The following is a 26,614-nucleotide window of genomic DNA, read 5'->3' on the forward strand; positions in this document are numbered from 1 at the left end:
GGACACTGACACGGACGCTGCGCCTGCCTATCCGTGCAAATATCTCATTTTTTGTTATTAATCGCAGCAAGCACCGCTTCACCCAGACCGGCCGGTGAACTCGCAACCACTGCCCCTGCATTTTCCAAAGCACGGATCTTGTCGACGGCTTTGCCGCTGCCGCCGGAAATAATCGCGCCGGCATGCCCCATACGCTTACCGGCCGGAGCAGTCTGCCCGGCAATGTACGCAGCCACCGGCTTGGTCACATTGCTCTTGATGAATTCAGCCGCGGCTTCTTCATCGGAACCACCGATCTCGCCCACCATGATAATCGCTTCCGTTTCAGGGTCTGCCTCGAACATCTGCAGGCATTCAATGAAATTCAGCCCTTTGATCGGGTCGCCGCCTATACCTACACAAGTGCTTTGACCCAGGTTCAGGGCTGTGGTTTGATGCACAGCTTCATAGGTCAGGGTACCGGAACGTGACACCACACCGACTTTACCACGCTGATGGATGCTGCCCGGCATAATGCCGATCTTGCATTCATCCGGCGTAATCACGCCCGGGCAGTTAGGGCCGATCAACCTGGTGCCGTTCGCCCTTAATGCAGCTTTGACGTTCAGCATATCCAGCACCGGAATGCCTTCCGTAATACAGATAATCAGCTCGATACCGGCATCACTCGCCTCAAGAATTGAATCCGCCGCGAAGGCTGGCGGCACATAAATCACACTGGCATTAGCGCCGGTAGTGCTGACCGCATCGCGCATGGTATTAAAAACCGGCAGGCCAAGATGCAGCTGGCCGCCCTTGCCCGGCGTGACGCCGCCGACCATTTTGGTACCATAGGCCAGCGCCTGTTCGGAATGGAAAGTGCCTTGCTTACCGGTAAAGCCCTGGCATAAAACTTTAGTGTTTTTATTGACTAAAATACTCATGCTGTCACCGCCTGACCGTTTACAGACTTCACCGCCTGCAACGCAGCATCCGTCAAGCCTTCAGCCGAAATAATATTTAAACCGCTTTCACGCAGCATTTTTTTACCTAAATCCACATTAGTACCTTCTAAACGCACAATCACCGGAATCTGCATCCCGACTTCTTTCACCGCGGTGATAATACCCTCCGCAATAATGTCGCAGCGCATGATGCCGCCGAAAATATTGACTAAAATAGCCTTAACGTTGCTGTCTGCCAGAATGATCTTGAACGCCTTCGCCACTGTTTCAGCAGTAGCCCCACCGCCCACATCCAGGAAGTTAGCCGGCATGCCACCATGCAGTTTGATTAAATCCATGGTTGCCATCGCAAGGCCTGCACCATTCACCATACAGCCGATATTGCCGTTCAGTGCGATGTAATTCAGGCCGGCATGGTGCGCTGTTGCCTCTTTGCTGTCTTCCTGGCTCCAGTCGCGCTGTTCCGCAAGGACTTTCTGGCGATAAAGCGCATTATCGTCAACGCTCATCTTGCAGTCCAATGCAAACAGCTTGCCCTCTGCGGTCACCACCAGCGGGTTGATTTCCAGCAGCGCCAGGTCGTTTTCCTTGAACAGGCGATACAGGCCTTTAAGCAGCTTGGTGAAACTGCCGATCTGGTCACCGCTGAGATCCAGCTTAAACGCCAGGTTACGTGCCTGAAAATCCACCAGGCCGTTCAACGGGTCACACACTTCCTGCAGGATTTTTTCCGGGCTGGTATGTGCAATTTCTTCAATATCCATACCGCCGGCAACAGAAGCCACCACAACAACGCGCTCAAGGGTTCTGTCTACCAGCATGGACAGGTAAAGTTCACGTGCAATAGGCAGGGTTTCTTCGATCAGCACCTGGTTCACAGGCTGGCCATCCGGCGCGTTCTGGTAAGTCACGAGTGTTTTGCCTAACAGCTCGGTTGCAACGTTCTGCGCCTCAACCGGCGATTTGACGACCTTGACGCCGCCGGCCTTGCCGCGGCCGCCGGCATGCACCTGTGCCTTGACGACCCAGGCATTGCTGTTGATTTCACTGGCTGCCGCAACCACCTCGTTCGCAGCGGCCACCACCTGCCCACGCGGAACGGGTATTCCGTATTTCTGTAATAGTGCTTTGGCTTGATACTCGTGCAGATTCATAAAAAATAGCTCTGATTAATGATTATTCACATTTTCTCGCAATTCAGGCAATTGCGCCAGTAAAGTAATGTTTAAGCTCAAGGTATAATAAGACTTTAATATAAAAAAACCCTCACCATCATGCGTTTAGTTGTTCAAGGCAGTGCCGTTACCGTTTCACATTTAGCCCATATTCATCAGCTTTGTGCTACCAGCGTGCAGTTCGTGCAGATTGCACAGCATGGCTACTATCTGGCAAACCAGCCGGTAATCAATCCTGATGTACAGCAATTCTGTGCCGAGCAGCAGATTGACTGCGCTTATGTGCAAGACAGTCACCTGCTGCCAAATTTCGGTTTGTGCGTGATGGATATGGATTCCACCTTGATCAGCATCGAGTGCATTGATGAAATCGCGGATATGGTTGGAATCAAGCCGCAAGTGGCGGCAATCACCGAGCGCGCCATGCAGGGCGAGCTGGATTTTGCACAAAGCCTGCGTGAACGCGTCGCTTTGCTTGAAGGCCTGACGGAATCTGACCTGATGCGCGTGCTGAACGAACGGCTGAAACTCAATCCGGGCGCAAAAGAATGGATAGCATGCTGCAAACAGAACAACATCACGACCCTGCTGGTTTCGGGCGGATTCACATTCTTTGCCGAGCGCGTCAAAACCATGCTGGGACTGGACTATGCGGTTTCCAACACGCTGGAGATCATTGACGGCAAACTCACCGGAAAAGTGCTGGGAGACATTGTGGATGCACAAAGGAAAGCCGATGAACTGTGTAAGCTGCGTGACCGCTTAGGCCTGACTGCTGCCCAGACCATCGCCATCGGCGATGGTGCGAACGACCTCAAGATGATGTCTGCCGCCGGGGCAGGCGTTGCTTACCATGCCAAGCCAGTGGTGCAGGCACAGGCGACTTATGCACTGAACCACAACGGCCTGGACGGCGTGATTAACCTGTTCTCCAGCTGAGGCATTCGGCACCTTTACAGCAGGGCCAGCTCTTCTTCAGTAAAACCGGCCTTGCGCCTTGCCTCCATATTGAGCGGTTTACGCATCGCAGGCGCACGATACTGGGTGGCTAACGCCCGGTAGGCAGCGATCGGTTCCAGCCCGCGCTGTGAGCACAGCCAATTAAACCAGTGGTTGCCGATAGCGACATGGCCGATTTCATCGCGCAGGATAATGTCCAGGATGCCGGCGGCGTCCGCATCGCCAATCTGCAGAAACTTATTGCGTAACGGCGGGCTGGCATCCAGTCCGCGCGCCTCCATGGTTCTTGGCACCAGCGCGATTCTTGCCAGCACATCGTCCCGGGTACGCTCGGCCATTTCCCACAGGCTGTTATGCGCGCTGAAATCCCCATACCGGTAACCGGCATTCAGCAAATATCCATTCAGCAATTCAAAATGATAGGCCTCTTCTGCCGCCACTTTAAGCCAGTCTGCATAGTATTGAACCGGCATGCCGGCAAAACGCCAGATTGCATCCAGCGCCAGGTTGATGGCGTTGAATTCAATATGCGCGAGTGCATGAACCAGTGCAGCTCTCCCCTCCGGCGTGCGCATGGAGCGCTTGCCGACTTCTAGCGGTGAAACAAGCAGCGGCTGCTCAGGGCGGCCCGGAATAGCGGCAGGCTCCGGCAGCGTGGCGGCAGTATCAAGTGCAAGCTGCCCTGACAGCCATGCCGCATTCAGGCTCTTAACGCCTTCCGCTTTGCGGGACGGGTTTGTGCTGACCAGCCAGTTCATGGCTGCATGACGCATATCCACGGCTTCCAGCGTGCAGCCGTCCGCCTGGCACGGCTGTTTGTGATTACTGTTTGTCATAAGGTTTGGAATCTACTGTTTTGAATTGTACCGTGATGTTGGTTCCATACACATTCGTGCCGCCTGCATGCCTGTGAGGCAGGCCATCCTGTATGCTGATAGTGGCGTGATGGGCAAGCACGATCTCCCTGACAATCGCAAGACCGAGCCCGCAGCCATCGCCTGCATTGGCCTCAACCCGGTAGAACCGGTTAAAAACCAGCGTCCTTTTTGCAGGCACAATGCCAATGCCGTTGTCAATCACCTGCAGCACTGCATTGTCACCCTGCCGCGATAAAGCCACAGTCACTTCGCCGCCCATGGGCGTATAACAGATCGCGTTATCAATCAGGTTGGAGAGCATTTCCCTCAACATGAAGGCGTTGCCGGAAATGATCAGATCCTGGCTCTCGCTGCTCTCAAAACCCAGGTCGATATTTTTACTGAGCGCACGCGGCACCCACTCGGCGGTCACCCCCTGCACCAGCTGCGTCAGGTTCACCTCTTTGAATTCGAACTGGCTTTCCGTGCCCGGTTCGATCCTGGCCAGGGTCAGCAGCTGCTGCACCAGGCGCGACAGGTGCCGGCTGCTGACGGCGATGTTCTCCAGCGCATGCTGCACTTGCGCCGAAACCGGTTCACGCAAGGCCAGTTCCACCTGGTTCTGCAAAGCGGCAATCGGCGTTCTGAGCTGATGCGAAGCATCCGCAACAAAAGCTTTCTGGAAATCGACCCCAACCTTGACCCTTAACATCAAGTCATTCATTTCATTCAATAGCGGCATGATTTCCTGCGGCGCGTTATCAGCCACCACCGGGCTCAGGTCCTCATGAGAACGCCTGGCGAAAGAATCCCTTAACTGATTGAGCGGAAACAGGCTGCGCTTGATGCTCAGGAAAATGACCATGGCCGTCACCAGCATAATGAGAATCTGCGGTATCAGCATTTCCTCGATAATCTCAAGCGCCATTTTCTCCCGCTTGGTACGGGTCTCGGTGACCTGGATCAACAGGTTGCCTTTCAATTCGGAATTAATAATCGGCAGGGCATACGCGACCACCCTGACCTTTTCGTTATCCAGCATATCGTCATAATAAATATGGCTACCGCTTGCAAGCGCCTTCCTGGGGGGCTTGATGGCAGGCTCACCGACGACCAGGCTGCCATCGGGTGCCGAAATACGGTAATTGATGAAGTCATCCTTGTCATACTCCAGCAGATTCCTGGCGATCTCGGGCAAATCTATCATCACCTGGTTATTCACCACATCCACCTGCTCGGCCAGCGCGAGCACTTCACGCAGCAAAGCGCGGTCATATGCCACATTGGCCGAGCGGTAAGCACGCGAGTAAGAAACGACAGCACTGATACTCAGGATGATAAAAAGGCATATCATCAGCCACAGCAGCAACTGGCCGCTGAGCGAATAATGGCGCGCGGTTTGGTTATTGAGAGGATTTTTTTGCATTTTCAAGCAGGTAGCCCAAACCCCGTATTGTCCTGATCTGCACATTTGCAGAAGCGATTTTTTTCCTGAGGCGATGAATGTATACCTCAACCGCATTATCACCGAGCTCATCATCCCAGTTACAGAGAGACTCCAGAACCTGCTCCTTGCTCACCACCTTGTTCTGCTTATGCATCAATATTTCCAGCAAAGCCAGCTCGCGCGTTGACAGGAGCAGGTCCTGGCCTCCGCAGATTGCGCGCTTATCGGCAGCATCAAATACCAGATCACCGCACACCAGAGAAGCGTTGGAACCCATTTTTCCGCGCCGTATCAAGGCACGTACGCGCGCTTCGAGCTCGCTCAGGTTGACCGGCTTTATCAGGTAATCATCAGCGCCCAGATCCAGACCCTTGACGCGGCTTTCTATCGCATCCTGTGCCGTCAGTATCATCACTGCAGCATGATCGCCGCGGCTACGCAGGCGCTTAAGCACTTCGAATCCATCAACCCTGGGCAAACCAAGGTCCAGCAGGATCAGGTCATAGGCAGTCTGCTGCAGGAATGCATTGGCAATTTCGCCATTCGCGGCATGGTCAACTGCGTACCCCGCCTGCGTGAGCGCATCTACCAAGCCCTCCGCTAAAATTTTATCGTCTTCAACTACCAGTAAACGCATATGTAAGGCTCGTGTAAGGTTCGAAGCGTATTGTTGCATTCATGGAAGGTGAGTTGCAACTTGAACGTGTCATTCATTTATCCTGACAAAGAACCGATTTTAACCTTTAAGGAGTTAACATGAACAAAATCTTATCAGCATTATTAGTAGGCTTATTTGCCGTGTCCGTCAATGCATTTGCTGAAGCGCCTGCTGCCAAAACCGACTTAACAGCGGCCGCGGCAACTGCAGCAGCACCTGCAAAAGAAGAAGTGAAACACACGGCGGCACCGGCAAAAAAAGCCAAACACAAAAAAGCAGCAAAAGCAGAAGAGAAAAAGGCTACGCCAGCCACACCCGCTACGCCAGCAACTCCTGCTGTACCAGCTACACCAGCTAAATAATCCAGAGATTATTCAGCTTGCAGCTTAACGAGTAAGCAAAAAAAGCCGCGTAAATTCGCGGCTTTTTAATTGGGTGGCAGTTGAATGCCGGCTGATCAATGCATGCTGATCAATGTCAGCTGACCAATGCCAGCTATCCGACCCTGCTATTTTAAAGGAATGAAGTCCAGCTCGCCCGCTTTCATGTCCGGTACAAGCAGATACGCCTCGTCCTTGGTGATGGCGATATCAGCTGCAGCCTGATAACCCGACCTGACCACAGCCACATCGCCTTTGGTGTTCACGCTGAATACCTTGCCATTCTTCCAGTCACTCACATACATGGTACCGTTAGAGTGATGCACCAGACCGTCACCGCCGCCAAAGCCTTCAGCAATGTCTGTAAGCTGTCCGGTTTGTGTGTTCAGGCTATATAAAATACCGGATGCAAAATCCACCTCCAGCAGGAAGTTACCGGTATCATCCGCCAGCAGTCCATTCGGGCCTGCGATACGGGCATCCTGCTTATCATTGATCAGCAGCGTCACCTGGCCTTTGGCGTCAATCCTGTAAATGGCACCGCCACCGCCTTTGCCCAATACGTCACCGCTGTCGCTTACGTAAAGGTTGCCCTGCGGGTCGGCTTCCAGGTCATTCAGGAATATAGGCGGACTCGGGAAGGCAGTGCTGGCAACAAACACACTGGTTTTACCGTCGGGGCCAATCCTGATGATTTTATTCTTATCGGCTGCATACAAGTACTGACCGATGATCGCCAGCCCTTTCGGGTCATCCAGGCCGGTAGCAAAAACCGCTGTTTTGCCGTTGCGGTCAAGTACCGTAATCTGCCCGTCGCCATCTTTACCGAACTCATTGATTTCGGAAATATAAATGCGACCGTCCCTGGCCTGCACCACTGATTCCGGTGTTTTCAGGCCGGTGATTTTCTGCGGATGGTTAAGCGCCGTTTTTACCGTGCCATGGCAACCGATTACCATGGCAGCGGATGCCAGCAATGCTGCATACTTGTAATGATTTTTCAACATGATTTCCCCTTAAAACGGTAAAGCGCGGCGCAATGCATTTGTCGGCAGCAATGTCACCATGCTGCATGGCGTTGTCTCTGCGGCCTGGTTTGCGGCAGCGCCGAACTGTGCCTGCAATGCATTGTCTGCTTTCATTTTGCTTACCACATGGTCTATCGCCAATGCATAGGACTGTTTGATACGGGTTTCAGCCTGCAAACCCAGCGTGCCGCGCACATTGGCCTCACCCACGTAGGTGCCGATGTGCTTACCGATCCCGGTATAAACCTCGGCTGTCACTTTGCCGTAGAATTGCTGCACCTGCGGGTTGTAGAACATTTTTGGCTGCAGCCATACCAGCGCACGCCCCGACTGGTTGGCGTCACAGACTTCCACTTTGCCGTATGCCTTGCCTAGTTTATCAACGGCAATGGCTTCTACCGGCGGCCCCTGGTAAAACCAGTAATCAGTATAGGGGTGCCAGAGCTTGATCGGGTTGGTGAACTCCACAGGCTGGATATAAACCAGCATGTCGGGGCCGGGCGCAGCGTTTGCAGTACTTTCCGCCCATGCGCCGAAACTCAGCATCAGACCTGAAACCACCCACCATTTACTTATATGTTTTTTCATTTTATTTTCTCTATTTACCTTGATAACTAATACGATATATCGCGCCTGAATCATCATCTGATACATAAAGGGCGCCATCAGGCCCTACCGCCACATCTACCGGCCGCCCGAAAACCTGATTCCTTTTGAGCCAGCCGCTGTCAGCATTATTGACCAGCCAGCCCGTTGCGAAATCTTCTACTTTGACAGGTTTATTATCCCTGAATTTCACGCGCACCAGTTGATAGCCTGCCGGTTGTTTCCGGTTCCATGAGCCATGCAAGGCAACTATCGCATCCGATTTATACTCCGCAGGCCAGTTTGTCCTGTCCAGGAAAGTGATGCCTATCGGCGTGGTATGCGATATGAATGTAATGGCGGGAGCCTGCGCGGCCTTGCAGAACTCCGGTTCGGCCTTGAAATTCGGGTCTTCTATCATCGCCTTACTGCCGGGGTCGCCCCAGCAATGCGGCCAACCGTAATGCTTACCGGCCTCGATTTTATTCAGGTGCTCAGGTGGAATCTCATCATTGACCTTACCGCCTACGCTATCTGCACGGTTATCTGCCCCGTTGTTGGTAGCATACATGTCACCGGTTACCGGATGCCAGGCAAAGCCCTGGGAATTGCGCAAGCCCCTGGCCCATATCGCAGACGGTTCATGCCTGCCTAGCGCAGTTAACGCTCCCGCAGGCTTGCCATCTATGGTGTAGCGCAGTATCGTGGCTCGCGAGGGATTACTCTCCAGGCACACATTACAGCTTGAACCTACATTGATATATAAATAACCGTCTGGACCAAGCTTGATCGTTTTAAGCCGGTGCCCGCCCGTGGGCAGGTTCGAGATCAACGGCTCTGCCGCAGACCAGCGGCCATTGACCCGCCTGATTTTCACTACGCCATCCTGATTGGCGATCAGCAGGGCGTCGCCGACAAAAGCCAGACCCTGCGGAAAATTCAGCCCTTGCGCTACCGTCACCACTTCATCCGCGATGCCGTCCTTGTTCGCATCCGGCAGCATCAGCACTCTGCCGCCTGCCGATGAAGACACGAACAGGTTGCCGTCCGCATCAAATGCCATGAACCTGGCACTGCTTAACAGCTTGCCCTGCTTACTGGAACCGGAGGCAAATTGCGTCAGCTTGAAACCGGCAGGCAGCCTGATCACGGCCTCATCTGCATCCGCAGGCTTCCCCATTGTGGCCAGGCAGGCACCAAAAACAAAGGCAAATAGAACACTGGAACGTAAATTGATGTACATGATACCAATCCCGATCATCAGGTCAGGATGTCTGACCAGATATTGTGTGCCCATGCGCCTGCATACGTGCCCTCCTGCTCGCTGGGGGCAGCCGAAACACCGCCACCCTCTGCAGAAACCATGATCTTTTTCGCAGCGTCATAGCGATATACATTCGCGACATGCATTGCCGATTTATCAGACACATAGCTATAGCAGGTATTTGCAAATACTGGCGCCGGGTCAGGCTCTGCACCTGCCATCAACTGCACGATGGCATTGGCGCAGATTTTCGCCTGATTGCTTGCCATGTGCGCGGACTTGGGCAACGCCGCGGAGACTGCATCACCGATGACATGCACATTGGCAGCAAGCCTGGATTCATAAGTCAGGAAATCAACCTCACACCAGCGCTTGTCTACATTGTTAAGCCGTGCCATTTGCGCAGGCTTGCCGGCACGCTGCGGTGGAATCACATTCAGCACATCGGCGCGTACGGTTTCAAATTCTGTGTTAACGGTTCTGCTGGCTACATCGACGGCAACCAATGCGTTATTCGGCCGGTAATCCACCAAGCCAGCGTACATTTCATTAAATACTTTGGTAAACAGGCCTTTTTTAGAAATGATCTCTGCATTCGCATCCAGCACAACCACTTTAGATTTCGGCTTGTGGTTTTTGAAGTAGAACGCCACCTGCGCAGCCCGCTCATAAGGCCCCGGCGGACAGCGGTAAGGCGCGGCCGGCACATTCATGACGAACACGCCCCCATCTGGCATCGCTTCCAGCTGTTTGCGTAAATTAACGGTTTGCCAGCCGGCTTTCCATGCGTGGGGCACCTGTTTTTGTGCCTCAGCGCTTTGCAGGGTTGGCAGGCCATCGTAAATAAAATCCACTCCCGGCGCGATGATTAACCTGTCATAGCTTAATTCGCCCCGCGCCAGGCTGACTTTTCTCGCATCTGTGTCAATGGCTGTCACCTGATCCTGTACCCACTGGATGCCATGATTGGCTTTGAGCAGCCGGTAGTCAAAGGTCAAGTCATCTATGGATTGACTGCCACCCAGCACCAGGTTGCTTAAAGGGCAGGAAACAAACTGCCGGTTAGGTTCAACCACGATCACTTCAATGGCGCCCAGACTCCACATGCGCAGATATTTTGCAGCTGCGGCACCGGCATAACCACCGCCAATCACCACCACGCGACCAACCGGCGGCCTGCTTGCCCTGGCAAATGCCGTCAGGCCATGCGCAGACAAACCCGCCATGGTCAGCAATCCGGCCAGCTTGATAAAGTCGCGGCGATCAGTTTGCATGGTCTGCCTGCAATTTCTGTGATTTTAAAGTGACCGGCGTTTTTGGCGCCAACCTGGAGAAATATTCAGCCAAGGCTGTGATTTCGTCTGAAGTCAGGCCTTTGGCATGACGCTGCATGACGGTGGCAGGACGCTCACCTGATTTGAATGCCGTTAATTGGGCGATGATGTCAGCTTTTTGAACTCCGGCAAGCGCAGGAATGGAATCCGCACCGTTATTGCCGGATACCGCATTACCTTGTGTGCCATGGCAGGCAGCGCAGGAGGCTGCCAGGCTGCGAATATGTACATCGGATGCCGATGCAATATCTGCCGCATTTGCAATCATCGGGCTGAAAAGCCCGATGATTGCTGCTGATGCGATCGTTTTTTTCAAACAATATTCCTTAAAATATTGCTATCGGCCCATACCCGAACGTGCTGGACGAATCCGATATGATTAGAAAAAACTACAGTTCAAGAACAATTTACAGTTACAGACACTTCTCTTCCATACAGCCGTCATCGTTAACACCTAATGATTTAAGCAGTGTGACCATTTTTTCATTACCCAGATCTGTCATGGCGCGGATCAGGCTGACATCGCCACGCATTTTTTTATTCACATCTGCGCCTTTAGCTGCAAGGTATTTCACCATTTCCTCATTGTTATTGTAAGCAGCATGGTGGAAAGCAGTCAGTTTGTTGACGGGATGGGCGTAATCAATATCAGCGCCATGCTCAACGAAGTATTTCACTAGTTCGAACTGGTTCTTGGATGCGGCCATCAACAGCGGCGGCCATGCAAAATAGCTCACATTAAGATCCACACCGGCTTCAACATATTTTTTTACAACCTTGAGATTACCCTCACCGATCGCCTGCGCAAAATCAACGGATTCTTCATCCGTCAGGGCTTTGGCTGCCATGGCATTGAATGAAAAACTTAACACTAATGCTGCTAATACAACTCTTAAAAAATTCATGTACCCATCTCCAAAGTCATTTATTAAATTTTTACTTCTGTTTTTATATTACGCTATATAGCGTCTTGCATTCTGGAACATACGCAACCATGCACTATCTTCCGCATCGCCGCAACGCTGCCATGTGTTCTGCACGTTGCGGATCACGCGTTCTGGATGTGGCATCATAATACTAAAACGCCCATCCGTGCTTGTTAAACCGGTCACCCCTTGCGGCGAACCGTTTGGATTAAACGGATAAACCTCGGTAGCGGCTGATGCATGGTCTACAAAGCGCATCGTCACCAGCTTTTGTGCCAGCAACTCATTGACAGCGCCCGCCTGAGAAAATTCCGCAAAGCCTTCGCCATGTGCAACCGCAATCGGCAGTTTGCTGCCGGCCATGCCGTTAAAGAACAGTGACGGCGACTCCAGAATCTCCACCATGCTCAGGCGCGCTTCAAACTGCTCGGACTTGTTGCGCACAAAATGCGGCCAATGTGCAGCGCCCGGAATCAATTCACGCAGGTTACTCATCATCTGGCAGCCGTTACATACGCCAAGCGCAAAACTATCATCGCGGTGGAAGAACGCAGAGAACTCATCACGCGCACGTGAATTGAACAGGATGGATTTTGCCCAGCCTTCACCCGCGCCCAGCACGTCGCCGTAAGAGAAACCGCCGCAGGCGACAAAACCTGCGAAGTCTTTCAATGACACACGACCGGAGATGATGTCGCTCATGTGCACGTCATAAGCGGCAAAACCGGCACGGTCGAATGATACTGCCATTTCCACATGGCCGTTTACGCCCTGCTCACGCAGGATCGCCATTTTCGGACGTGCGCCGGTGGCAATGTAAGGCGCTGCGATGTTCTCGGCAGGATTGAAGGCTGGCTCGGAAAACAAGCCACGGTCGGCCTCATTCAGCAGGCGGTCATACTCCTGCTGAGCGCTCAACGGATTATCACGCAGCTTCTGCATCCGGTAAGTAGTTTCAGACCAAATTCTATGTAAAGTTACGCGGGTATCGCTGAACACGACTTTGCCGTTCTGTTTGATCGTTATCTGATTATCGTTAACTACGTCACCAATAACGTGTGCAAGGCCGTTAAACTGGGCAGCAATCGCTACTGCATCCTGTGCAGCCACCTGAATCACGGCACCCAGTTCTTCATTGTAAAGCGCGCTCACCACATCGCCCGGCAGTGCTGACACATCGGCATCGATGCCGCAGTGACCGGCAAACGCCATCTCAACCAGTGTAGTAAACAAGCCGCCGTCTGAACGGTCATGGTAAGCCAAGAGCTTGCCGGCTTTGTTCAGCTGCTGAATCGTGTTGAAGAAATGCTTGAGCTGGTTCGCATCATCCACATCCGGCGCGGTATCGCCTACTTCGCCATACACCTGCGCCAGGCTGGAGCCGCCCATGCGGTTTTTACCTGCACCCAAATCAATCAGAACCAATTTAGACGCAACATCGGTTTGCAGTTGCGGCGTCAAGGTTTTTCGCGCATCCGGTGTGGCGGCAAACGCAGTCACCACCAGTGAAATCGGCGAGGTCACGGCTTTATTCTCGCCGTTATCGTTCCACACCGTTTTCATGCTCATAGAGTCTTTACCCACCGGAATGCTCACGCCCAGTTGCGGGCACAGTTCCATGCCTACCGCTTTTACGGTTGCAAACAGCGCGGCATCTTCACCGGCATGCCCTGCCGGCGCCATCCAGTTGGCAGACAGTTTCAGCTCGCTGATGTCATCAATCAGGCTGGCAGCGATATTGGTGATGGATTCACCAATCGCCATGCGGCCGGAAGCCGGCGCGTTAATCAACGCCAGCGGCGCCTTTTCACCGATGGCGAAAGCCTCGCCACGGTAGGTTTCATAACCGGCTACGGTCACGCCAACGTCAGCCACCGGCACCTGCCATGGCCCTACCATCTGTTCACGTGCCACCAAACCTGTCACGGAGCGGTCGCCGATGGTAATCAGGAAAGTCTTGTCAGCCACGCCCGGCAAGCGCAGCACGCGCGCCGCAGCTTCTTTCAAATCAATGCTGCCGGTATCAAAGGCTTTTAACTGCTTTGTCGCGCTTTTCACATCGCGCGTCATTTTTGGCGGCTTGCCCAGCAATACGGATAAATCCATATCCACCGGTTTGTTGTCAAAATGGCTGTCAGCCACAGTCAGGTGACGCTGTTCTGTCGCATAACCCACCACGGCAAACGGGCAACGCTCGCGCTCGCAGATTTCCTTGAAACGCGGCAGGTCCTCTTTGGCGATCGCCATCACGTAGCGCTCCTGCGCTTCGTTGCTCCACAGCTCACGCGGTGACATGCCTGGCTCTTCGTTGTGCACGTCACGCAGCTGGAACAATGCGCCTACGCCTGCGTCATTCACCAGCTCCGGGAAGGCATTGGAGATACCTCCCGCGCCCACGTCATGGATGCTCAAGATCGGGTTGGCATCACCCAGTTGCCAGCAGCGGTCAATCACTTCCTGCGCACGGCGCTCCAGTTCAGGGTTGCCGCGCTGCACGGAGTCGAAGTCCAGGTTCTCGACGTTGCTGCCGGTATCCATGCTGGAAGCAGCACCGCCGCCCAAACCGATCAGCATTGCTGGGCCGCCCAGCTGAATCAGCGCAGCACCGGGGGGTATCGGGTTCTTTTTGGAGTGTTTTGCAGAAATGCTGCCGATACCGCCAGCCAGCATGATGGGCTTGTGGTAACCGCGCACTTCGGTTTGGCCATCAGCGCCAGGCGCAGCTATTTCCAGCGTGCGGAAATAACCGGTAATGTTCGGGCGGCCAAATTCATTGTTGTAAGCCGCACCGCCCAAAGGGCCGTCAATCATGATCTGCAATGGTGAAGCAATGCGGCCAGGTTTGCCGTAAGCCGCGGATTCCCAAGGCTGGGTAAAATCTGGAATATTCAGGTTCGACACTGAAAAGCCGGTCAGGCCTGCTTTAGGTTTTGAACCGCTGCCGGTGGCGCCTTCGTCACGGATTTCACCGCCTGCGCCGGTTGCCGCACCCGCAAATGGCGAGATTGCGGTCGGATGGTTATGCGTTTCCACCTTCATCAGGTAGTGCATGTCTTCTTCAACGACGCTGTACGCGCCGTCCTTAGTAGGATAGAAACGTTTAGTCGGCTCGCCGTCTTTCTGGCCGGCCACGATAGATGCGTTGTCAGAATAAGCCACCACGGTCTTGCCCGGGTTCAGCTTGTGCGTATTGCGTATCATGCCGAACAGCGACATTTCCTGCTGCTGGCCGTCAATCACCCAATCCGCGTTGAAGATTTTGTGGCGGCAGTGCTCGGAGTTGGCCTGCGCAAACATCATCAATTCAACATCAGTCGGGTTGCGCTGCATTCTGGTGAAATTGTCAAACAGGTAATCCACTTCATCCGGTGACAGCGCCAGCCCCATATCGCTATTGGCCTGATTTAATGCGGCTTTTCCGCCTTGCAGGACATCTACGGTACACAGTGGTTTAGGCGTATCGGTATGGTAGAGCTTCGCCGCATCCGCCAGCGCCGGAAATACAGATTCCGTCATGCGGTCGTGTATCAGCGGCAACAGCTGCTGGCGTTCCGCCGCACTCAAGGGCTGGCCGTTTTTAGTTTTAATGTAATAGGCAATGCCGCGCTCCACGCGCTGGATTTCCGGCAAACCGCAATGGTTCACAATATCGGTTGCACGCGATGCCCAAGGTGAAATCGTACCCACGCGCGGCAGCACCAGAATCAGCTCGCCCTGAGCATCCTCAACCTGCATGCTTGGCCCGTACGTCAGGATCTGATTGAGCGTATTTTCCTGCCCGGCGGAAAGCGCACTTTCCACCCAGGCAAAGTGCCAGAACTCAGCATATACATGGCCGATATTCGGGCAAATTTCATCCAGCTTTTTCTGGATTTTCTCAATACGGAACGGTGACAAGGCAGCACTGCCGCGCAGGCTGATCATTTGGGGGGTAGGATTGGATTGGCTCATTAAAACTCGGCTAAATATCAATGATTTGAATAAAGCAGAATTTTAACAGATTAGCGGCGATTCCGCCGCTTAAACGGCGACATAAATCGGGTTTATATCGCCATTTACGGAATTCACAGAAACTGGTGTTTTAATGCCTGTGCATAATGGCAGCGTCGCGAAAACGGCATCGCCATGCACTAATTGCTCAGCGCGCCAAACACCTTTTTGAGCAAAGCGCTGCTCTGCCCGATCGGGTCTTTGCGAATGGCGGCTTCCTCTTTTGCCATCATCAGGTAAACGCCATCCAGCGTTTTCTGCGTGACGTACTGCTCAAGGTTTACCTGCTCTTTTTTCACCACGCCGAACTGGCTGCCCATTTCGGCATATTTATTGTACTGCTGCGCAAGCTGTACATTCTCGGTCGCTTTTTTCACGATAGGCAGAAACTTCTCCGCCATCTGCTTCGAGGTGGTTTTTTTAAAATACTGCGTTGCGGCATCATCGCCACCGGTCAGGATGTTTTTTGCATCGGTGACGGTCATTTTCTTTGCAGAATCCACCAGCAAGGCTTTGGCTTCCGGCACTGCAGCTTCTGCCGCGCGGTTCATTTTAAGCACCAGCTCGTCTGCCTGTGCGCCCATCCCCAGCATGCGCATTGCTTTCTCGGTTTTTTTCAGCGCATCCGGCAGCGGGATCTTAACTTCTTTATTGCCCAGGAAACCATCCGTCTTGCTCAGCTCGCTGACAGCTTTGCCTGCCCCCTGGATCAACGCGGTTTTAAGGCCGCTGCTGGCTTCAGCATTGGTCAGGTCAGCAACTCCCTGCGCGCTGGCGTGCCCGGCAAATAATGCAAAAATTAAAACTGCAGATAATAAACGTCGCATGACTTTCTCCGGTTATTTTCGAGGATCTGTAAATAACAATAGCTTAGCGCAAATCATGGTTAATGCAACACCAGCAGCAGATATTTACGCCAAGCGAGCAGTACAACAAACCTGCGGACGAAGCCTGTGCGGCCGGGCTTTGCTTCACCACACCCGGCCTGAACATGCACTAACTGTTACCGGGACTTACATGCCAGATATTTTTAGCATAGTCGCCAATCGCACGGTCACTTGAAAACTTGGACATATTCGCTACGTTCAACACTGCCATGCGTATCCACGCATCACGGTCCCGATACAGCTTACCGACCTCATCCTGCGTCTTGATATAGCTTGCGTAATCTGCCAGCAGCAGATACTGGTCATTATTCAGCAGGTTATCCACGATATTCTGGTAACGGCCGGGCTCCTCTACCGAGAAGTATCCGCTGGCAATCATATCCAGCACCTGCTTCAACTCGGCATTACCATTGTAGTAATCACGCGGGTTATAGCCATTTGCTTTCAGCTCCGCCACCTGCGGCGTGGTCAGGCCGAAAATAAAGATATTCTCATCGCCGACTTCCTCTTTGATCTCAACGTTTGCCCCATCCAGGGTACCAATCGTCAATGCCCCATTCAAAGCCATTTTCATGTTACCGGTGCCGCTGGCCTCGGTGCCGGCGGTTGAAATCTGCTCGGACAGGTCACTGCCGGGGAACAGGATTTCTGCGGCGGAAACCTCATAGTTCGGATAGAAGACCACTTTCAGGCGGTCGCCCACCACCACGTCTTCATTCACGATCGCAGCGACATCGTTGATCAGGCGGATGATCTGCTTGGCCATCGCATAACCTGGCGCGGCCTTACCCCCAAAAATGACGGTGCGAGGCGTCATTCCCTGCTCGCCGCTGCGGATGCGGTTATACAAGGTAACCACATGCAGCACATTCAACAGTTGCCGCTTGTATTCATGAATACGCTTGATCTGCACATCAAACAGGCTGTCGGGATTCAGCACAACCCCTGTCACCTTCTGGATTTTCTCTGCCAGCCGCATCTTGTTAGCCTGCTTTACCTGTGCAAACGCTTTTCTGAAGTCTGCATCATCAGCCAGCGGCGTGATCTTTTTAATATGGCTCAAGTCTTTTTTAAAGTCCGGACCTATCGCTTTTTCGATCAGGCCGGTCAAACCAGGGTTCGCCTGGTTCAGCCAGCGCCGCGGCGTGATGCCATTGGTCACATTCGTCATCTTGCCCGGATAGATCCTGTCAAAATCGGCGAACAAAGTGCTTTTCAGCAGCTCGCTGTGCAATGCAGCCACGCCATTGACCGTATGGCTGCCCACCACGGCAAGGTGCGCCATACGTACGCGGCGGCCATGCGTCTCGTCGATAATGGACACCCGTTTCAGCAGCTCCACGTCACCCGGGAAATGGTGATTCACCATATGCAGGAATTCGTGATTGATCTTATAGATGATTTCGAGATGGCGCGGCAACAGGCGGCCGAACAGGTCAACAGACCAGGTTTCGAGCGCTTCCGGCATCAGTGTATGGTTGGTGTAAGCGAATATCTTGCCGACCAGGCCCCAGGCAAAATCCCAAGGCAGGTGATGCTCATCCACCAACTGGTACATCATTTCCGCAACACCGATCGAGGGATGGGTATCGTTGAGCTGAATGGCGATTTTTTCCGGCAGGATTTTCCAGTCTTCCTGGCATTTGATTTCACGCGAGGTCAGGAAGCGGCGCAGGATATCCTGGATAGAAGCCGAAACAAAGAAATACTGCTGCTTCAGGCGCAGTTCCTTGCCCAGCTCACAGACGTCGTTCGGGTAAAGGATCTTGGAAATGCTTTCCGTCGCATTTCGCTCCTGAACAGCGCGCTCGTAATTACCATCGTTAAAATGGCGTAAATCAAATTCACGCGCGGCCTTAGCCGCCCATAGCCTTAAATTATTCACCGTCTCGGTGCCGTAGCCGGGCACCGGAACATCATATGCCATCGCGACGACATGCTCGGCATCCACCCAGCGCTGAGCCTGGCAGCCATCTTCCGGATACGTCACCACATGGCCATAGAACCTGATGTTGTAATGCGCCTCAGGGCGCTGGAACTCCCAGATATTGCCGTAACGCAGCCAGTTATCAGGATTCTCAACCTGCTGACCATTCTCGATACTTTGCCTGAACATGCCATATTCATAACGGATACCATAACCCGCTGCAGGAATATCCATGGTCGCCATTGAATCGAGAAAACACGCAGCAAGCCTGCCCAGGCCGCCGTTACCGAGCGCCGCATCATTCTCAATCTCCACGGTAGCTTCCAGGTCACGGCCTAAAGCGGCCAAACCTTCCTTCAACTCATCATTCAAGCCCAGATTTAGTGCAGTATTGCTCAGCATGCGCCCGATCAGGAACTCTAACGATAGGTAATAAACACGCTTGGGGTCATCCTTATAGTAGGACTCCGCCGTTTTGACCCAGCGTTCGACCACATGGTCACGCACGGTATAACTTGCAGCCTCGTACCAGTCGCGCGGCGTTGCGGCATCGCTGGTCTTGAATGTAGAGAATATCAGATGCTGCTGCAAACCCTGCTTGACCGGAGGCAGCTTGATATTGGCCGTGACTTTGTTTTTGGGGTTACGCTTGGGGGTCTTTGGGCTTTCGTTTGGCGTTTTCATATTGGCAGTCTTTGATGTTGAATATATTGAATATTCTAGCAAAAGTTAGGCCAGTTCCAGAAGCCTTTCTGCAACCAGGGCGACTTGCTTCCGCCGGATGTCCGCCCGGCCGCATTCAACGAGATAAAGCCACATCAAAAAAAGGGAATAAATCCCTTTTAAAATAATCGCTTGCCTGTATAATTGATTGGGTCCAATTCTCAAAAACAACAGCACCAAGGGAGCATGACCATGACGGATAATAGCAATACCAACACCACAACAACGAATGCAGCTGGCAACCCATCAAAAACCAGCACCATCTTAAAAGCACTGGAAGACCTGACGCTGTATATAAAAAAGGGGGCCATATCCAGCGACATGGTGCTATACGCACTGGACAGGGAGCTCACAGATGCCGGCTTCCGCAGCAATCTGGCTCGAGAATACACCACGCAAAACACACAATCCATCAACAGAGGCCATGGCGGCTTGTCAGCTGAAGATATCATGGCTCAGGCAGGCCACGATAGCACCAGCATCAAGGCCGTGACGCAAACACTGGAACCGCATCGGCAAAGATTACTGTCAGGAACGATCAGCAAGCTAAGTGTGGCAGCACCTGTGATCAACAGCATCACGCTTGTGCACGACTACACACAAGCGATAGAAAGAGTGCAGCCCTATGTAGATAAAAAACAGATGGGCGAAGAAGCTGCACGCGATTATGCGGCAGCCATCGTTGAAAGCAAGCTGGAACAAAACTTAACCATGGGCTTATCAGCTGACCTGGGCAACTTCCGGCTTGGTCAGTGGGTGAAAAACCACCCGGAAATTCCGGAGCGCGTTCTGCAAGAACTGGATTTGGGCGGCGTAAGGACGCTGCAGCAACAGATGTCCGGCGCAATACCGGAAGCATAAAAAAAGCCGCCCGGAATATCGGGCGGCTCTGCTTTGGGCGTAAATTCAACGGATCAATCTCCGGGCGTGGCTGCACTGCTAGTTTCAAAGGTAGAAAACAACAAATGCTACTGCATCACCTGTTGAATGGCAGGCAGTTTAAACCCAGGTTGGCCTTGGCTGTTTTACGAATAGTTGTCTTGGATTTTGTTTCAGCTTACGTTTTCATCGAAGACAATCCTCGAGTCGAAAATCACTTAAACACTTTGAGTAAAAACTTAAGCCCGCATTGAGATAGTTAATAAACAAGATGGGCCTTACCAACCTCTATCAATAAAAACCCTTGACAGAAAGCCAAACTTATATATATTTAAATGGGATTTTTTACCACTTTTAGATTAATCTCTGGGTTTAAGTTTAAATTAGCAATCAACATAATTAATGGAGGGAATAATGGCTGAAACTATCACAATTAATGGAGGAATCCTGCATCGAGAAAGACCTGAAATAATAAAAAAATTAATCACAGAGTTAGCCCCTCCGACAGGTAGCCCACTACCTGATATGTTAAACAAATCAACCGCTACAGAACAGCAATTAAACGCTGCTCTTGAAATCGTTACGCTGTTTAAAAAAGAAAATCCAGAAGCATTTGATAAAAATTCATCCAAGGCACTTAATATCTTTATCCAATCCTTAGAAAAAGTGCGCACGGATGGAATTTCTCTTAAGGAGGCAGAACAAGGTTATAACGTTAGTTCATATCGCAATAGAAGCATACCAGTTATAGAAAGCCTCACGCTTTCAACCCCCGATACCAGACTAGAATTAAAGCTGCCGCGAAATGAAGGCTTTGATAATAACAAACAGCATGACGTCATGAAGTTAGGCCCAAGTCGATAACTGCGAGAACCAATTCAAAAGCTTACGTTTATTCGCACAATCGTCAATTAAACAATTTTCTTATTAATTATTAATAAAAAAAACCGCACTTAAAAGCGCGGTTTTTAATTAAAAATAAGCCTTCAGCCTCAACTAATTAAACTATTCATGCGTTTTACAAAGCTGGCCGGATCCTCCAGCGTGCCGCCTTCCGCAAGCAAGGCCTGGTCAAACAGCACATGCGCCAAGTTTGCAAACACATCCTCTGCACTTTCTGCCTCAATGCGCTTAACCAGCTTGTGTGCCGGGTTGATCTCCAGGATCGGTTTCGCTTCCGGCGCTTTCTGCCCGGCTGATTTCAGGATACGCGCAAGATTCCCTGACAGGTCATTCTCGTCGCTCACCAGGCAGGCCGGTGAATCCGTCAGCCGATGCGTCACACGCACATCCTTGACCTGCTCACCCAGCGTCTGCTTGATTTTCTCAACCAGGGTCCTGGCTTCTTCTTCAATCTTTTTCTGGATCTCTTTTTCAGTATCGGACTCCAGCTTGCCTAAATCCAGGTCGCCCTTGGCAATAGATTGCAGTTTCTTGCCTTCAAACTCCGTCAGGCTGCCGAGCAGCCATTCGTCCACACGGTCACTCATGAGCAACACTTCAATGCCTTTTTTGCGGAAAATCTCAAGGTGCGGGCTATGCTGCGCGGCAGAAAAACTGTCGGCAGTGATGTAGTAAATTGCATCCTGCTCCGGCTGCATGCGCGAGATGTAGTCTTTCAGCGAAACATCCTGCACATCGCTATCGGCCTTGGTGGAAGCAAAGCGCAGCAGGCCGGCGATCCTGTCTTTATTGGCAAAGTCTTCACCGGGACCTTCTTTCAGCACGCGGCCAAACTCCTTATAGAATCTGGCGTAATCTTCAGGTTTGTTTTCTGCCATGTCTTCAAGCAGGGCAAGCAGCTTTTTCACCGAGCCGGCCTTAATCGCTTCCACATCGCGGCTGGACTGGAGGATCTCGCGTGACACATTGAGCGGCAGGTCAGATGTGTCAATCACGCCGCGTACAAATCGCAGGTATTGCGGCATGAGCTTTTCAGCATCTTCCATGATGAATACCCGTTTGACATAAAGCTTGATGCCGTGGCTGCGCTCGCGGTCATACAGGTCAAACGGCGCCTTGCCCGGAATATACAATAATGAGATATATTCCTGCTTGCCCTCTACGCGGCTGTGGGTATAAGCCAGCGGGTTTTCAAAATCATGTGAAACGTGCTTGTAGAACTCCTGGTACTCTTCTTCAGTAATATCGTTCTTGCTGCGCGCCCACAAAGCCGATGCCTTGTTAACGGTTTCATCTTCATCTGTCGCGATCTCAGCGCCATCCTTCCACTCCGTTTTTTTCATCACGATAGGCAGTATGATGTGGTCTGAATACTTGCGGATGATGGATTTCAGTTTCCAGTCGCTCAGGAACTCATCTTCACCCTCACGCAGGTGCAGCACAATATCCGTACCGCGGCTGGCTTTATCTGCATCTTCGAGCGTAAACTCGCCTTCACCGGCCGATTCCCAGCGCACCGCCTCAGATGCGCCGGCGCGGCGCGTAGTCAGGGTCACTTTATCCGCAATAATGAACGCTGAATAGAAGCCGACGCCAAACTGGCCGATCAGGTTGGCATCTTTTGCCTGATCTCCGGTAAGTGCGTTGAAAAACTCCTTGGTGCCGGATTTGGCAATGGTGCCGATATTCGCAATGACTTCGTCGCGGCTCATGCCGATACCGTTATCCGAGATCGTTAATGTGCGTGCCTCGCGGTCGAAGGCGATGCGAATCTTCAGCTCGCTGTCATTTTCATACAGCGCGCCATTTGCCAACGCCTCGAAACGCAGCTTATCCGCTGCATCAGACGCATTGGAGATCAGTTCACGCAATACGATTTCCTTGTTGCTGTACAAGGAGTGGATCATGAGCTGCAAGAGTTGTTTAACCTCGGCCTGGAATGCCATTGATTGTTTCTGGTGACTGTTTTTTTGTGCTGCCTCAGTGGACATAAGATTAAGCTCCCGATGTTATAAATGTAAAACAATGTTGACTATGTGGGGATGGTTTGCATGATTTCAAGCATGGCGGCACTGATGGGGCACCAATACTAAATTTTCGATTTGTCATCAAAGTTTCAAACAAAAACCATAAAAATAAACAATAATATTGTTTTACAAGACTAGAATGCACAATATCTGGCGCAATCTCACCGGCAAATAATTATGGAAAACAACGACACCCCGACCCCAGCAGACAAAGCGCTATTAGCCGCAATAGACCTTGGCTCGAACAGTTTCCGGCTCGAAATCGGCCGTCTCGATGGCGGCCAGATACAACGCGTTGAGTACATTAAAGAACCGGTACGCCAGGGCGGCGACCTCGATGAAGACCGCAACCTCACGCCAGAAGCGATTGAACGCGGCCTGCGTTGCCTGGCAAGATTCGCCGAACGCCTGCACGGGTTTGATGCATCGCATGTGCGTGCAGTCGCCACGCAGACATTGCGTGAGGCCAATAACCGCGATGTTTTCCTGAAACTTGCCAATAGAACCCTGGGCTTTGATGTAGAGGTGATTTCCGGCGTTGAAGAAGCGCGGCTGATATACCAGGGCGTTAACCGGTTCCTGCCTCAATCCGACGAAAAAAGGCTGGTCATCGACATTGGCGGCCGTTCTACCGAGTTCATCCTGGGCCAGGGCTTTAAATCCCACCACACAGCCTCGCTGCATGTTGGTTCCGTAGCGTGGTCGCTCAAGCATTTCCCCTCCGGCGAATTCACTGAAAAAGCCTTTTCACGCGCCCAGATCGCAGCCGAGTCTATTTTCGAAACATTAGGCGAACACTACAGCAACAGGCACTGGAATGTCGCCTATGGCGCTTCCGGCACCATAGGCGCCGTTGCTGACGTGCTGGTGCAATACGGCAGGCCGCCGGATGTTGTCACCAGGGAAGGTCTCCATTGGCTGCGCGAAGAACTGCTGCGCGCGCGCAATGCCGAGAAAGTGCGCCTGAACGGCCTGCGTGAAGACCGCAAGCCGGTAATTGCCGGCGGATTGTCGGTATTGATCGCAGTATTCGAGTTCCTGCAGATCGAATCGCTGAATGTAGCCAAAGGCGCCTTGAGGCACGGCCTTCTTTACGACATGCTGGCGCGTGAAAACGACATGCTGGATTTAAGGAACGCATCATTACGCCGCCTGGCTAAAAAGTTCGATGTAGACCAGAACCATGCCAATACCGTAGCGAATGTCGCCGTAAAACTGTTTGAAAAAGTAACGCAGGATATCAACTTTGCCGTGGGCGAGCAGCAGATACACACGCGAAAGCTGCGCTGGGCGGCGCAGCTGCATGAGATCGGCAGCATGATTTCCCCGGTCGATGCGCATATTCACGGCGCCTACATCCTGGAACATACGGAACCGCAGGGGTTTGCGCAAAGTGAACTGCATTGCCTGAGCCTGCTGATACTTGGGCATCGCGGCAAGATCAAGCGCCTGGAAGCCGACTTGTCAAACCGCATCTTCACCATGCAGCTGCTGTGCCTGCGCCTTGCCGTCATTATGTGCCATGCACGCAAAAAACCCAACCTGCGTGGCATCCAGCTATCACTTATTGCCCATAAGATCACTCTGGCGCTCCCCGGCTACTGGCCAGAAAAGTACCCGCAATCCTATTACCTGCTGGATGAAGAAACACTGGCCTGGCAAAAAACCCACTGGCAGCTGGAGCTGCTTGCCGGCTGAGAATGCTGTCATAAAAAATTCATTTGCATTAAAGAATAAACGATATAAACTGTTTATATCGTTTATTGGAAAGGTGCCCCTATGTCAAAAATCAACCCCGTACAAGCTGCCGCACTGAAAGACCCTGTTGAGAAAACAGCATCTGAAAAAACAGTGCCGGAAAAAAAAGCCGCACCGACAAAAGCCGTCGCGACTAAACCAGCCACCGTTAAAGCGCCTGTAGCAAAAACCGCAGCAGCCAAACCTGTAGCAAAAGCGGCCGTAAAACCTGCTCCAGGCGGTGAGGCATTGAAAACTGCCGCGCCTAAAAAAGCCGAGAAACCCGCAAAAGAAAAGACGCCAAAACTCAAAATGGAGCGTGACAGCTTTACCATGCCCAAAACCGAGTATGCGCAGTTTCATGTACTGAAAGAACGCCTGAATACATTAGGCCAGCCAGCCAAGAAAAGTGAACTGTTGCGCGCAGGCATCATGCAGCTCAGCGCCATGACAGATGCGGCCTTAAAAGCCGCTTTAGCGAAAGTACCGGCCATTAAAACCGGCCGGCCGAAAAAGAAATAACATGTAAACCCTGCCAGGCTGAATGAATTCCTAGCCCTTAATTTTAGCCTGACAGGATCACCTGGCTGAGTGTGCGTTGATTTCGTCCAGGGTTTTCTGAATCTGAGATTGCAGCTTACGGTCTTTTTCAGCCAGTTGCAGCGCTTTTTCGGCAGATGCCCTGGCGGCAGTAACATCGCCTTGCGCAAGCAGCACATTCGCAAGGTTGTTGTGCGCGGCTGCGGAATCAGGATATGCTTCAATGGCATTGCGGAATGCGCTTGCGGCGCCGCTCAGGTCGCCGGCAGCATAGGCGCTGTTTCCGAGCCCCGTCAATATTACCAGGTGCCTTGGCCATTGCCTGGCAGCGGCAGCATAAGCCACTTGCAGGTCGGCGGCATCCGCAGCCTTCTCAAAGCTGACCAGTGCCGCAGCCACTGCGTCTGCCCCGGCGCTGGCAGGCAGGCTGCCCGGTTTTAATGCAACGAACGCCCAATATTGGCTGCGTGCCCACGTGCGCTGAAAAGTGCTCAAGGTCATTTCAAAGCGTTTAAAAGTGCCGGAGCGCAGCCAGACCAGTTCTTTATCCAGGTCATAACCGACAACGACTGCATAATGCCACGAGGGCGCCCAGGATAAGCCCAGGTTCTGCATCACGACCACGACGTTGCCGGCCGCGATCTCTTTCAACACGGCACCGAGTTCCGGTTCGATCTTCACAGCCAGGGCACCATGCCTGCGTGCGGCAACCAGCATTTCAATCTGCAGACTGCCTTTACGGCTGGGGATATAAACCTCGGGCACGAGCTGATCGGGACTGACGCCGATGTTGACTGCATTAAGCGCCGTTGCAAGCGCGGCAGGACCGCAATGATATTGCTCCTGCGGGAAGAACGGAGTAGCGGCCAATTCCGCATGCCGGGGCAACTGCGGATCGTGCGTGGCCTCGCGCACACCCGTGGCAGCACAGGCGCTGAGCAGGAATGCAAAAGCCAGCATGCTGCCTTTAAGCAGCATACTGGCCGGCCTGGTAGAAAACGCTGTCAATGACAATGACGTGTATCTAGCGGACAGACCTTGTGAAAGGGAAAATCTTGGTGAATCCGAGAATATCGGTCAGCAGCAGCACGAAGAACACCAGCAGAATTGCACCGATAATGCCGCCAGCCGGTGCCGTATCGAGTTGTGAAGCAACCATGCCGGCTTCTTCATCAGTCAATGCAGCCACACGATCCTGTGCCTGTGCCGGGTCTATGCCACGGGCCACCAGTGCCGCCTGCACATCTTCACGTGACAGTGCGGCAACAATCAGCGCGCGGTTCTGGTTGCCTTCATTGCTCACTGCACTCTCGGCAACCTGCCCTGCACTGATCATGGCTGCCTGAACGGTTTGGATCGAACCGGTAAACAATATTGATGCCGCAAGAAATGCAGTGAAAAAACGTTTAACAAAAATCATGATAAATACTCCTTGAGTGAATT

The 26,614-nt window shown here is 52.5% G+C and carries 23 protein-coding genes; 6 read left to right on the top strand and 17 right to left on the bottom strand.

Translation table 11 applies throughout. The annotated features are described in order from the left end of the window. Positions 1-44: 44 nt before the first annotated feature. Complete coding sequence (sucD, locus tag GQ51_RS04880; protein WP_047550507.1) at positions 45-923, bottom strand: succinate--CoA ligase subunit alpha; 879 nt, start codon at positions 921-923, stop codon at positions 45-47. Next, positions 920-2,098, bottom strand: a complete 1,179-nt coding sequence (gene sucC / locus GQ51_RS04885) for an ADP-forming succinate--CoA ligase subunit beta (protein ID WP_047550512.1) — start codon at positions 2,096-2,098, stop codon at positions 920-922. Before sucC ends, sucD begins: the two co-directional genes overlap by 4 nt. A gap of 120 nt (positions 2,099-2,218) precedes the next feature. On the opposite strand from sucC, the gene serB reads away from it, so the two are divergent. Further along, a complete protein-coding gene (gene serB / locus GQ51_RS04890) occupies positions 2,219-3,058 on the top strand; it encodes a phosphoserine phosphatase SerB (RefSeq protein ID WP_047550514.1) in 840 nt (279 codons plus the stop codon). Between the two features lie 14 nt (positions 3,059-3,072). On the opposite strand, the gene GQ51_RS04895 is transcribed toward serB, so the two are convergent. Genes GQ51_RS04895 through GQ51_RS04905 form a run of 3 tightly spaced genes read right to left on the bottom strand, consistent with a single transcriptional unit; the run spans position 3,073 to position 6,020 of the window. Further along, positions 3,073-3,915: a ferritin-like domain-containing protein gene (locus GQ51_RS04895; RefSeq protein WP_052177703.1), complete on the bottom strand. Its 843-nt coding sequence runs from the start codon at positions 3,913-3,915 to the stop codon at positions 3,073-3,075. After that, positions 3,902-5,362 carry a sensor histidine kinase gene (locus GQ51_RS04900; protein ID WP_052177704.1) on the bottom strand — a complete coding sequence of 487 codons (1,461 nt, stop codon included), beginning with the start codon at positions 5,360-5,362 and terminating at the stop codon, positions 3,902-3,904. Before GQ51_RS04900 ends, GQ51_RS04895 begins: the two co-directional genes overlap by 14 nt. Continuing rightward, entirely contained in the window at positions 5,340-6,020 is a 681-nt protein-coding gene (locus GQ51_RS04905; RefSeq protein WP_047550517.1) for a response regulator, read from the bottom strand. The genes GQ51_RS04900 and GQ51_RS04905 overlap by 23 nt, the downstream gene beginning before the upstream one ends. Positions 6,021-6,139: 119 nt before the next feature. Here GQ51_RS04905 and GQ51_RS04910 point away from each other — a divergent pair, with 119 nt between their 5' ends. Continuing rightward, positions 6,140-6,403: a hypothetical protein gene (locus tag GQ51_RS04910; protein WP_047550520.1), complete on the top strand. Its 264-nt coding sequence runs from the start codon at positions 6,140-6,142 to the stop codon at positions 6,401-6,403. Between the two features lie 146 nt (positions 6,404-6,549). Here GQ51_RS04910 and GQ51_RS04915 read toward each other — a convergent pair whose 3' ends face one another. From GQ51_RS04915 to GQ51_RS04955, 9 genes are all read right to left on the bottom strand, one after another. Next, complete coding sequence (locus tag GQ51_RS04915; protein WP_052177705.1) at positions 6,550-7,428, bottom strand: SMP-30/gluconolactonase/LRE family protein; 879 nt, start codon at positions 7,426-7,428, stop codon at positions 6,550-6,552. A 9-nt stretch (positions 7,429-7,437) separates the two neighbouring features. Beyond that, entirely contained in the window at positions 7,438-8,037 is a 600-nt protein-coding gene (locus GQ51_RS04920) for a hypothetical protein (protein ID WP_047550523.1), read from the bottom strand. Between the two features lie 10 nt (positions 8,038-8,047). Further along, positions 8,048-9,277, bottom strand: coding sequence for a PQQ-dependent sugar dehydrogenase (locus GQ51_RS04925; RefSeq protein WP_047553912.1), 1,230 nt, complete (start codon positions 9,275-9,277; stop codon positions 8,048-8,050). A 17-nt stretch (positions 9,278-9,294) separates the two neighbouring features. After that, positions 9,295-10,572, bottom strand: a complete 1,278-nt coding sequence (locus GQ51_RS04930) for an NAD(P)/FAD-dependent oxidoreductase (protein WP_047550526.1) — start codon at positions 10,570-10,572, stop codon at positions 9,295-9,297. Continuing rightward, complete coding sequence (locus tag GQ51_RS04935; RefSeq protein WP_047550529.1) at positions 10,562-10,948, bottom strand: c-type cytochrome; 387 nt, start codon at positions 10,946-10,948, stop codon at positions 10,562-10,564. Before GQ51_RS04935 ends, GQ51_RS04930 begins: the two co-directional genes overlap by 11 nt. Before the next feature lie 97 nt (positions 10,949-11,045). After that, positions 11,046-11,537, bottom strand: coding sequence for an ankyrin repeat domain-containing protein (locus GQ51_RS04940; protein ID WP_047550532.1), 492 nt, complete (start codon positions 11,535-11,537; stop codon positions 11,046-11,048). A gap of 48 nt (positions 11,538-11,585) precedes the next feature. After that, positions 11,586-15,509, bottom strand: a complete 3,924-nt coding sequence (gene purL, locus GQ51_RS04945) for a phosphoribosylformylglycinamidine synthase (protein ID WP_047550535.1) — start codon at positions 15,507-15,509, stop codon at positions 11,586-11,588. 179 nt (positions 15,510-15,688) lie between these two features. After that, complete coding sequence (locus GQ51_RS04950; RefSeq protein WP_047550538.1) at positions 15,689-16,375, bottom strand: DUF4197 domain-containing protein; 687 nt, start codon at positions 16,373-16,375, stop codon at positions 15,689-15,691. Positions 16,376-16,544: 169 nt separating this feature from the next. After that, positions 16,545-19,046: a glycogen/starch/alpha-glucan phosphorylase gene (locus tag GQ51_RS04955; protein WP_047550541.1), complete on the bottom strand. Its 2,502-nt coding sequence runs from the start codon at positions 19,044-19,046 to the stop codon at positions 16,545-16,547. A 231-nt stretch (positions 19,047-19,277) separates the two neighbouring features. Here GQ51_RS04955 and GQ51_RS04960 point away from each other — a divergent pair, with 231 nt between their 5' ends. After that, a complete protein-coding gene (locus GQ51_RS04960; protein ID WP_152604113.1) occupies positions 19,278-19,946 on the top strand; it encodes a hypothetical protein in 669 nt (222 codons plus the stop codon). A 432-nt stretch (positions 19,947-20,378) separates the two neighbouring features. Next, positions 20,379-20,828: a hypothetical protein gene (locus tag GQ51_RS04965; protein ID WP_152604114.1), complete on the top strand. Its 450-nt coding sequence runs from the start codon at positions 20,379-20,381 to the stop codon at positions 20,826-20,828. Between the two features lie 128 nt (positions 20,829-20,956). Here GQ51_RS04965 and htpG read toward each other — a convergent pair whose 3' ends face one another. After that, positions 20,957-22,858 carry a molecular chaperone HtpG gene (htpG, locus tag GQ51_RS04970; protein ID WP_047550551.1) on the bottom strand — a complete coding sequence of 634 codons (1,902 nt, stop codon included), beginning with the start codon at positions 22,856-22,858 and terminating at the stop codon, positions 20,957-20,959. A gap of 213 nt (positions 22,859-23,071) precedes the next feature. Between htpG and GQ51_RS04975 the strand changes: the two genes are divergently transcribed. Then, on the top strand, positions 23,072-24,592 hold the full coding sequence (locus GQ51_RS04975) for a Ppx/GppA phosphatase family protein (protein ID WP_047550554.1): 1,521 nt from the start codon (positions 23,072-23,074) through the stop codon (positions 24,590-24,592). 81 nt (positions 24,593-24,673) lie between these two features. Continuing rightward, positions 24,674-25,153, top strand: a complete 480-nt coding sequence (locus GQ51_RS04980; RefSeq protein ID WP_047550556.1) for a hypothetical protein — start codon at positions 24,674-24,676, stop codon at positions 25,151-25,153. Between the two features lie 57 nt (positions 25,154-25,210). Here the strand turns inward: GQ51_RS04980 and GQ51_RS04985 are convergent, their stop codons facing one another. Beyond that, positions 25,211-26,179 (bottom strand): PA2778 family cysteine peptidase, encoded by a 969-nt coding sequence (locus GQ51_RS04985; RefSeq protein WP_235276166.1) that lies wholly within the window; start codon positions 26,177-26,179, stop codon positions 25,211-25,213. A 16-nt stretch (positions 26,180-26,195) separates the two neighbouring features. Further along, positions 26,196-26,591: a PA2779 family protein gene (locus GQ51_RS04990; RefSeq protein WP_047550563.1), complete on the bottom strand. Its 396-nt coding sequence runs from the start codon at positions 26,589-26,591 to the stop codon at positions 26,196-26,198. Between the last annotated feature and the right edge of the window lie 23 nt (positions 26,592-26,614).

Source organism: Methylotenera sp. G11, assembly GCF_000799735.1.
Lineage (GTDB): Bacteria > Pseudomonadota > Gammaproteobacteria > Burkholderiales > Methylophilaceae > Methylotenera.